Raw genomic sequence first — 8,309 nt, 5'->3', positions numbered from 1 at the left:
GCTATCATAAGACCTCATGAAAAAAGGTCAACCAGAAAAAACTGGCTGACCTTATATTACGATCGGGCGCGTTAGTTTCATAACAAATGATCTGTTTCGGCACTTTTTTCATTATTGATTTTAAACTTAAGAAACAGATTAGTTGAATAAAGTCCCTAACTTCTGAATATCAATACAAAGATAATCCAGTAGAACGGGTGGGTTAATAATTGAGAATATTGGTGACTGGTTCAACGGGCCAACTAGGTTTGGCTTTGCTAAATCAACTAAAAGATTCTGATAATAAAATTAGAATGACTTCGAGAAGAAAACCTGAAGGCTTTGGAGATTTCGAGTGGGTTTATAGCGATTTATTATCTGGTGAAGGTTTAGAAGAAGCAGTAAAAGATGTAGAGGTAATTATTCACGCAGCAACAAGTCCATTTAAAAATTCGAGATTCATTGAAGTTTCAGGTTTGGGAAAGTTTTTAAGTAAACTGCAACACATAAAACATTTTATTTATCCGTCAATTGTAGGCATTGAAGAAATACCATTTAAATATTATAAGCTTAAATACGAAGCAGAAGAATTGTTAAAGAATAGTTCTATTCCTTATACAATTCTACGTGCAACTCAGTTCCACGGCTTTGTAGAAAATTTACTTTTATCAAAACCTATCTTTAAAAGATATGTTATCCCCGGGAACATTAAATTTCAAAGCGTGGATGTTAGTGAATTTGCCAATCATTTAATTGATTTAATTAATATAGGTCCTCAAGGAAGAACTGATGACTTTGGCGGACCAGATATAATGACGTTAAAAGAAATGGCTGAGCTGAAAATAAAAATTAATAATGAAACAAATAAAGTTTTAAGCATTTCTTTGCCAGGAAAACTATACAAATCTTTCTTCGATGGGAAAAACACCAATATCATTCAAAAAGTGGGGAAAACCACATTTGAGGAATATCTAAGAAATAAGCTGAATTGACTGGATGTTACAGAATAAGGAAAGTTACTGCATTCTTCTTTAAAGCTAAACAATATTGTGAAGAAATGTACTTAACCAAAGTATGTAGTTTAATAAGATACCTTCCATTTGTTTAATTGTGTGCCAGCTCATGTTATAATTAGGAACTTAGGATAATTAAGAACTTTACTCATAATTGAACGGATGCCAAGAAAAGCCTCCGCCTAACGATAAAATATGGAGGTGTAAGAGAATGAACAAACGATGGACGATTGGTAAAATTAAAGAATTTGTTGAGAACAACTCGGAAAGTAAGTTGCTTACGACAGAATATCACGGTTTTTCTCAGAAGTTACTATTTAAATGTGCATGTGGTGGCAACTTTGAAAAAACGTTTACGAAATTTAAAAATAATCACCAACGTAAATGTGACGTGTGCCAACCACCAAAAGTGTCACGCTAAACGTATTGCGAATAAACGAAATGCCGATTTCTGTTAAAGAGAAATTGGCGCTATCTTTTCAACTAATAGGGGCGTTGATCCAGACGGGATCAACGCTCTTTATTGTTGAACTTCCTTTTTAAAAAGGCTATTTTCGCATAAATTGTTGTTTTAGCCTTCAAAGTTTGCCCGTTGATTTCCGCTGCGGGCACTTGCTTTCCGCGGGGAGGGACGGAAGCCTCCTCGGCGTTACCGCCTGTGGGGTCTCCCGTTCCCTCTATCTCCCGCTGGAGTCAAGTGCCCTCCGCTCCAATCAACTCAGATTATTAAATAAAAATCACATATAAAAGCAACAAACTTTACGAAAATAGCCTTTAAAAAAATGGAGAGAGCTACTATTCATAGGTAGAAAACGAACAAACTTTTTTATAAAAACTAAACTTAAATCTGCTGAAAAAGAATCCATTTTGATCAATCTTTTTTCAAAATGGATTCTTTTAATTTATCGTAAAATATGGGTTTGTGAGGTATTTTCAATCAAACTTTATTCCTAAGCTACACTGTGTTTTTTTTTTTTTTTGTTAAAAAATGTTTTATTTGTTGTTTAGTTTTCTCACCTTTCTAAGTGAGTAATGACCTAATTCCTTTGTAGCTTGCTGCTGTTGTTCAGCATTCAAAGACTCAAAAGGCACGCTCTTAGTATCTAAATCCGTAAAGTGAACAACATTCCCTTGTTCGTCTAGATAATATTGAGCCATTTCCTTTGTGACACGTTTTTGTTGTTCAGGAGATAGTCCTTCAAAAGTATAATCATAAGCGGCATTATCATCAATATGGGAACCGCCTTTTTCTTCGGTTGCAAATTGTTCTGTTCCAACACCTTCGATCTCGGGGGTGCTTTTTGCGGCCCAAACAGCCGTGGACGTACCAATAGCTCCAATGACAAGAATCGTTGTGGCTGCCATAAATACAGTATGCTTTTTCAGCTTCTTTACATTCAGCATCATCGCTAATCTCCTTTTCAATTGTTTTCCGTCTCCAGATAATGAAGCGCAGAACCTCACAGGTAATCCCCTGGAACCGATCATGACGTTCAGGATTGTTTCGCCGTACCTTTTCCGTTCGGCATAAGACATTTCCTCTACGACTTCTTCATCACAGGACAACTCACTCCAGATGTGAATGTCCTTGCGTAGGAAATGAACAAAGGGATTGAACCAGTGTAAAGCACCGGCTCCCAAGACGAGCATTTTTATCATTAAATCTTTGCGTTTTAAGTGAACCAGTTCGTGGTGAATGACCATGCCCAAGTCCATATCCAGTTTATCGCTCATCGGGAGGAATATGGTTGGTTTCAGCAATCCGACAAGAACAGGGCTTTTGATGCTAGAGCTATAGGCAAGTTGTACAGATCCATTTATCCCTAACACACGCTTCAAGGAAGCAAGCTGTTTGGCAGCTTCGCTATCCTTTGAAACGGGAGAATTGGTATCTTTCATTCTTCTCATAAACCTGTGATAGCAGTACATTTGCCAAATAGCAAAGGTTAGCGCGCCCATTCCCCATAGGATTAATAATATCCAAGCTGTTTCGTCAGGGATGGTTTGCTCTGAAATCAACCCTGTTTGGCGTCGCGTAGATGTTTCCCGAATAGGTATAGAGATTCCAAGAGTGAGCACATCCAGAACTGGCTTTAGTGTCAATAACTGAATGAGCCACTTCACGATAAAGGCAATAGGAAATACATAGAACCATACTGCCATCTTTCCAATTACGTAACGCCATTTTGCAGGAAAGACATGGGGTGAAATGAGCCGCAGCAACAATATACAGCCTACAACGGTACTACCCGCAACCGTAAGTGTGACAAGCAATTCGAGAAAATGACTCATATGAGTTTGCCCCTACCTTTCAGAAAACCATTGCTTTAACTCAGCAATGTCTTCGTCCGAAAGCTTGTCACCATCATAAAGCGCGGAAATCATTTTTTTAACCGACCCCTGGTATATCCCGTCTAATACGTTCTGTGTTTCCCATAGCTTATAATCTTCCTGTGAAATGCAGGGAAGATAGGTATTGCTCCGGCCTTGCTTTGTAGAGATTAAAGCCCCTTTATCTACTAGCCTAGATAAAAAAGTAGAGATCGTCTGTGATTTCCATTCCTTACCCTTTTGAGCGAATGTATGCAATAATTCGCTTGAAGTTACCGGATGCTTACAATCCCAAATCACCTCCATCACTTCCATTTCAGTATCAGATAATTTTTGTACATTTTTCATGGTGTACACCTCTTTACTCAGTGTTATGCGTCCATAGAAACTTAATCACTACACAATGTAGTGATTAAAACTTACTACATTGTGTAGTGAATGTCAAGGTGACTTATCTTTATTTTCAGTTTTCTACAAAGAGTCGGGAATTTTTGGTGAAAGTGAATTGTCCAAATGAAGTTTTTCGTGTAATCATGTCCATGAGTTAGTCTTAAGTAATTGTAGGGATTCTTCATTATGAGTAGTGCTTTTTTGTTATGCAACTAAGTGGGGCAGCTTTCTTGTAATATATGAACCAAGTCTTCATTAAAACTAGCTAAGTTTGTGAATGAATTTACTTAAACTATAGGGTTATAATCTTCAAGAAGGAGAATAGCTCTTTAATATTGAAGTAAAGGGCAGGATAGTTGAATAAGGAATTAGTTACGATGGCATAGAAATATTATGTTAATGTACAGTCAAAATTCGGTAATTAGGGAGGGAAGGGTATGTACAAACTCAAAGAATTTTTAAAAAAATTCTTTGTTAAATGGGAATTGGTTTACTCGACACAAGACGCTAATAAGCATTTTACAATGCTTGGAAGACTTAAAAATAATGGGATTAAATATAAAATAAAAACAATTAGCTTGGGAGGAGGATCCTATGTAGGAAGAGGGTACTCCATTTATCATATATATGTTCACAAAGACACCATAAATAAGGCTAACGAAGCTATTCATCATTCGAGATACTAAGCTATATTAATTAAACCTATTTCTTCTTCAACTAATAGGTGCTGTGCGGTAAGGTTTAGCTATTTTTTGAACTCTTCCTAATTTAATTATAGCATACAAAAAATGGTCAATATAGACTGTTTATTCTCATTTATTGCTGCTAGACTGCAATAGAACTTTAATGAGATTTCTTGGAGGGATATAGAATGAGTTCCTTAGTTCTTGGTTTTCAGGAAATAGAAAAAACACAGATTTTTCTCGTTGGTGGAAAAGGGTTGAAATTAGGGGAACTATCGAAGATTCATGGAATACTAGTGCCAGAAGGATTTTGTATTACAACAGAAGCCTATCAAAAAGCTCTCAAGCAAAACGAAGCCTTCCACGTATTGTTGGATCAACTAACAATACTAAAAGTAGAGGATCGAGATCAAATTAGTGAAATCAGCAGGAAGATTAGACAAATCATTATGGGAGTAGAAATTCCTTCCGATGTTGTGAAAGCAGTTGCGTACTATCTCTCCGAGTTTGGCGATGAACATGCTTATGCAGTGCGTTCTAGTGCGACTGCCGAAGATTTACCACATGCCTCTTTTGCTGGTCAACAAGACACCTTTTTAAATATCATCGGCAAAGTAGCAATCTTGCAGCATATCAGTAAATGTTGGGCTTCCCTATTTTCGGATCGTGCGGTAATCTACCGCATGCAAAACGGATTTGATCATAGCCAAGTTTATTTATCCGTTATCGTTCAAAGGATGGTTTTCCCACAAGCTTCAGGGATTTTATTTACCGCTGATCCAATTACTTCTAACCGAAAGCTGCTATCAATCGATGCAAGTTTTGGACTTGGAGAAGCACTGGTCTCTGGCCTGGTATCTGCCGATTGTTATAAAGTACAAGAAGGGGAAATCGTCGATAAGAGGATAGCGACCAAAAAATTAGCTATCTATGGACGAGAAGAAGGCGGAACAGAGACACAGCAGATCAAACCTGAACAACAAAAGACTCAAACACTTACTGAACAACAAATTTTACAACTAGCACGAATCGGAAGACAGATCGAAACTTATTTTGGGTGCCCGCAGGACATCGAATGGTGTTTGGTTGGTGATACTTTTTACATTGTCCAGAGTCGGCCAATCACAACTTTATACCCCATCCCTGAAGCGAACGATGAAGAAAATCACGTTTATGTATCCGTCGGACATCAACAAATGATGACCGACCCTTTGAAACCACTGGGAATGTCTTTATTCCAGTTAACATCTTTTGGACCCAGGTTTAAAGCCGGTGGAAGGTTGTTTGTGGATGTCACACATCAACTAGCTTCACCTGACAGCAGAAAAATGTTATTAGATGCCATGGGACAACACGATCCGCTCATGAAAGACGCACTTATAACCATAACAGAGCGAAGAGATTTCATAAAATCGTTAACAAATGATAAGCAAGAACAGAGTTCCAGTAAAAGCAATAAAAGTGTGTCGTCTGTGAATTCTCAAGCACAAATCGAAAAAGACCCGACAATCGTTTCTGATTTAATTAAGCGCAGTCAAACATCCATAGAGGAGCTAAAACAAAACATCCAAACGAAATCAGGATCAGATTTAATTGATTTTATTCTAGAAGATATCCAGCAATTAAAGAAGATTTTATTTGATCCACAAAGTTCAGCTGTATTTATGGCTGCTATAAATGCTTCATCATGGATCAATGAAAAAATGAACAAGTGGTTAGGTGAAAAAAACGCAGCAGACACACTTTCTCAATCTGTACCAAACAATATTACTTCGGAAATGGGTCTGGCGCTATTGGATGTCGCAGATGTGATTCGTCCTTATCCAGAAGTAATTGATTATTTAGAACATGTAAAAGATGATAACTTTTTGGATGAACTGGTTAAGTTTGATGGTGGACAGGAAACCCAAGACGCTATCTATGCTTATCTCAGCAAATACGGAATGCGATGTGCCGGAGAAATCGATATTACTAGAACTCGATGGAGTGAAAAACCAATTACACTTGTCCCCATGATTCTCAATAACATCAAAAACTTTGAACTTAATGCAAGCAGTCGGATTTTTGAGCACGGGCGGCAGAAGGCTTTGAAAAAAGAACAAGAGTTATTAGAACGATTGAAGCAATTACCGGATGGTGAACAAAAATCCAAAGAAACAAAACGAATGATCGACCTAATCCGGAATTTCATCGGTTATCGGGAATATCCAAAATACGGCATGGTTAATCGCTACTTCGTTTATAAGCAGGATTTACTGAAAGAAGCCGAACAACTCGTACAAGCCAACGTTATTCATGAAAAAGAAGATATATATTATCTCACTTTTGAAGAACTTCGCGAAGTCGTACGCACAAATAAACTGGATTACCAAGTCATCGGCAATCGAAAAGACGAGTACAAATTTTATGAAAAATTAACCCCACCACGTGTTATCACGTCTGATGGTGAAATTATTGCAGGGGAGTACAGACGAGAAAATCTCCCAGCCGAAGCTATTGTAGGTCTACCTGTTTCTTCTGGAGTTATAGAGGGACGAGCACGTGTTATCTTAAACATGGAAGATGCTGATCTAGAAGATGGAGATATATTAGTCACCGCCTTTACTGACCCTAGCTGGACACCATTGTTTGTATCCATAAAAGGCCTAGTCACTGAAGTTGGTGGACTGATGACCCATGGAGCAGTTATCGCACGTGAATATGGCTTGCCAGCAGTTGTCGGGGTGGAAAATGCCACCAAAATAATAAAAGATGGGCAACGAATTCGCGTGCATGGAACTGAAGGGTATATCAAAATATTGTAATTGCTGATTACGTTTAGATTTAATACATCAATATGGCCGAATTTCCTAATGTGGAGTCGGCTTTTTTATATAAGTTTCTGAATACTATCACTTAAACTATAGGGTGCAAGAGTTTAAAATCTAGCTGTCATTATGGCAGCTTTTCTTTTTGTACAACGTGAAGGAAAGTGAAAGTTGCAAAGTTTTAATGACAGATTTACATTTCGAGTAAATCTGTCATTATAGGGCAAAATATGCTACGGTATTGTGCTAGAAAGCACTTGCCTATTCTTAATAAGGAGTGAGATAAGTGGCTGATAAAAACGAACGTAACAGTGTCGATAATGATGCTGGCGAAGCGGTAGGAACTGGTGTCGGTGCAGTCGCTGGTGCTGCTTTAGGTTCTGTTCTTGGTCCAATTGGTACCGTTGCAGGAGCTATTGCAGGAGGAGCGATGGGTAACAAGGTCGGCGAAGGTGCCAATGAGGCTAACGGCAGTGTTGCGAACCGAGAAGATTAGACTTTAACCAAAGAAGCACTGAATGAATTGGATTCCCAAAAAGGGAGTCCTTTTTTTATTTAGATAATTCAGCTTTTTAGGTAAATTCCCAGTTAGACTGTGAATCAATTCACTTAAAGTAACGGGTAGCTTTAGAGCTTTTACCAATCCATTCACATGACCTTGAACAAATCTATTTATTTAAGAACCTTGTTTCAGATTAGATGCATCAGCAGCATTATTGATAAAACTGTTTTCCATTAGTAAGATAGTTAATAAAACAAGTATCCATGAATGTATCCAGTATGTTGTATAGCTAACAGTCGAGCATATAAAAAGCCCCGTGATTCTTTTTGGCTTGAAGCGATTGGCTTTGAGGGAAAGCACCTCTTGCTAGATCAGAATTTTGAAGATATATAAGAACAGGTATATTCGCTGTAAGAACCTAATGTAGATTTGAAACAAAGTCACGATGTTTATAAAAAAGATACGATGTTTAAAATAAAGTCGCGATGTTTATAAAAAAGTTTAATTAAAAATCCTGTGTTGATATGCAGGATTTTTTCTTGTTCCACAAAACCAGCTAATAGTTTGTCAAGATTTTTCAATAAAAAATGTAAAACGTACATGA

7 protein-coding genes are annotated in these 8,309 nt (G+C 37.6%); 5 read left to right on the top strand and 2 right to left on the bottom strand.

The genetic code is table 11. The features are described from left to right. Positions 1–209: 209 nt before the first annotated feature. Positions 210–971, top strand: a complete 762-nt coding sequence (locus tag BGM26_RS07625; RefSeq protein ID WP_217039184.1) for an SDR family oxidoreductase — start codon at positions 210–212, stop codon at positions 969–971. Positions 972–1,203: 232 nt separating this feature from the next. Further along, entirely contained in the window at positions 1,204–1,413 is a 210-nt protein-coding gene (locus BGM26_RS07620; RefSeq protein WP_217039182.1) for a hypothetical protein, read from the top strand. A gap of 572 nt (positions 1,414–1,985) precedes the next feature. Here the strand turns inward: BGM26_RS07620 and BGM26_RS07615 are convergent. Both BGM26_RS07615 and BGM26_RS07610 read right to left on the bottom strand, forming a co-directional pair. Then, complete coding sequence (locus BGM26_RS07615) at positions 1,986–3,284, bottom strand: M56 family metallopeptidase (RefSeq protein WP_217039180.1); 1,299 nt, start codon at positions 3,282–3,284, stop codon at positions 1,986–1,988. 12 nt (positions 3,285–3,296) lie between these two features. Further along, positions 3,297–3,671, bottom strand: coding sequence for a BlaI/MecI/CopY family transcriptional regulator (locus tag BGM26_RS07610; protein ID WP_217039178.1), 375 nt, complete (start codon positions 3,669–3,671; stop codon positions 3,297–3,299). 479 nt (positions 3,672–4,150) lie between these two features. Between BGM26_RS07610 and BGM26_RS07605 the strand changes: the two genes are divergently transcribed. From BGM26_RS07605 to BGM26_RS07595, 3 genes are all read left to right on the top strand, one after another. Then, positions 4,151–4,399 (top strand): hypothetical protein, encoded by a 249-nt coding sequence (locus BGM26_RS07605; protein WP_217039176.1) that lies wholly within the window; start codon positions 4,151–4,153, stop codon positions 4,397–4,399. 185 nt (positions 4,400–4,584) lie between these two features. Then, a complete protein-coding gene (gene ppsA, locus BGM26_RS07600) occupies positions 4,585–7,200 on the top strand; it encodes a phosphoenolpyruvate synthase (protein WP_217039174.1) in 2,616 nt (871 codons plus the stop codon). A 289-nt stretch (positions 7,201–7,489) separates the two neighbouring features. Then, positions 7,490–7,699: a hypothetical protein gene (locus BGM26_RS07595; RefSeq protein ID WP_217039172.1), complete on the top strand. Its 210-nt coding sequence runs from the start codon at positions 7,490–7,492 to the stop codon at positions 7,697–7,699. Positions 7,700–8,309 lie beyond the last annotated feature (610 nt).

The sequence above is a fragment of the Bacillus sp. FJAT-29790 genome (assembly GCF_019039215.1).
Lineage (GTDB): Bacteria > Bacillota > Bacilli > Bacillales > Cytobacillaceae > Cytobacillus.
This window is presented reverse-complemented; position numbering and strand designations above follow the sequence as displayed.

Excerpts from the sequence above, each read along its gene's own strand:
- BGM26_RS07620 (WP_217039182.1), top strand. The coding sequence starts at position 1,204 with ATGAACAAACGATGGACGATTGGTAAAATTAAAGAATTTGTTGAGAAC.
- BGM26_RS07615 (WP_217039180.1), bottom strand. The coding sequence starts at position 3,284 with ATGAGTCATTTTCTCGAATTGCTTGTCACACTTACGGTTGCGGGTAGT.
- BGM26_RS07610 (WP_217039178.1), bottom strand. The coding sequence starts at position 3,671 with ATGAAAAATGTACAAAAATTATCTGATACTGAAATGGAAGTGATGGAG.
- BGM26_RS07605 (WP_217039176.1), top strand. The coding sequence starts at position 4,151 with ATGTACAAACTCAAAGAATTTTTAAAAAAATTCTTTGTTAAATGGGAA.
- ppsA (WP_217039174.1), top strand. The coding sequence starts at position 4,585 with ATGAGTTCCTTAGTTCTTGGTTTTCAGGAAATAGAAAAAACACAGATT.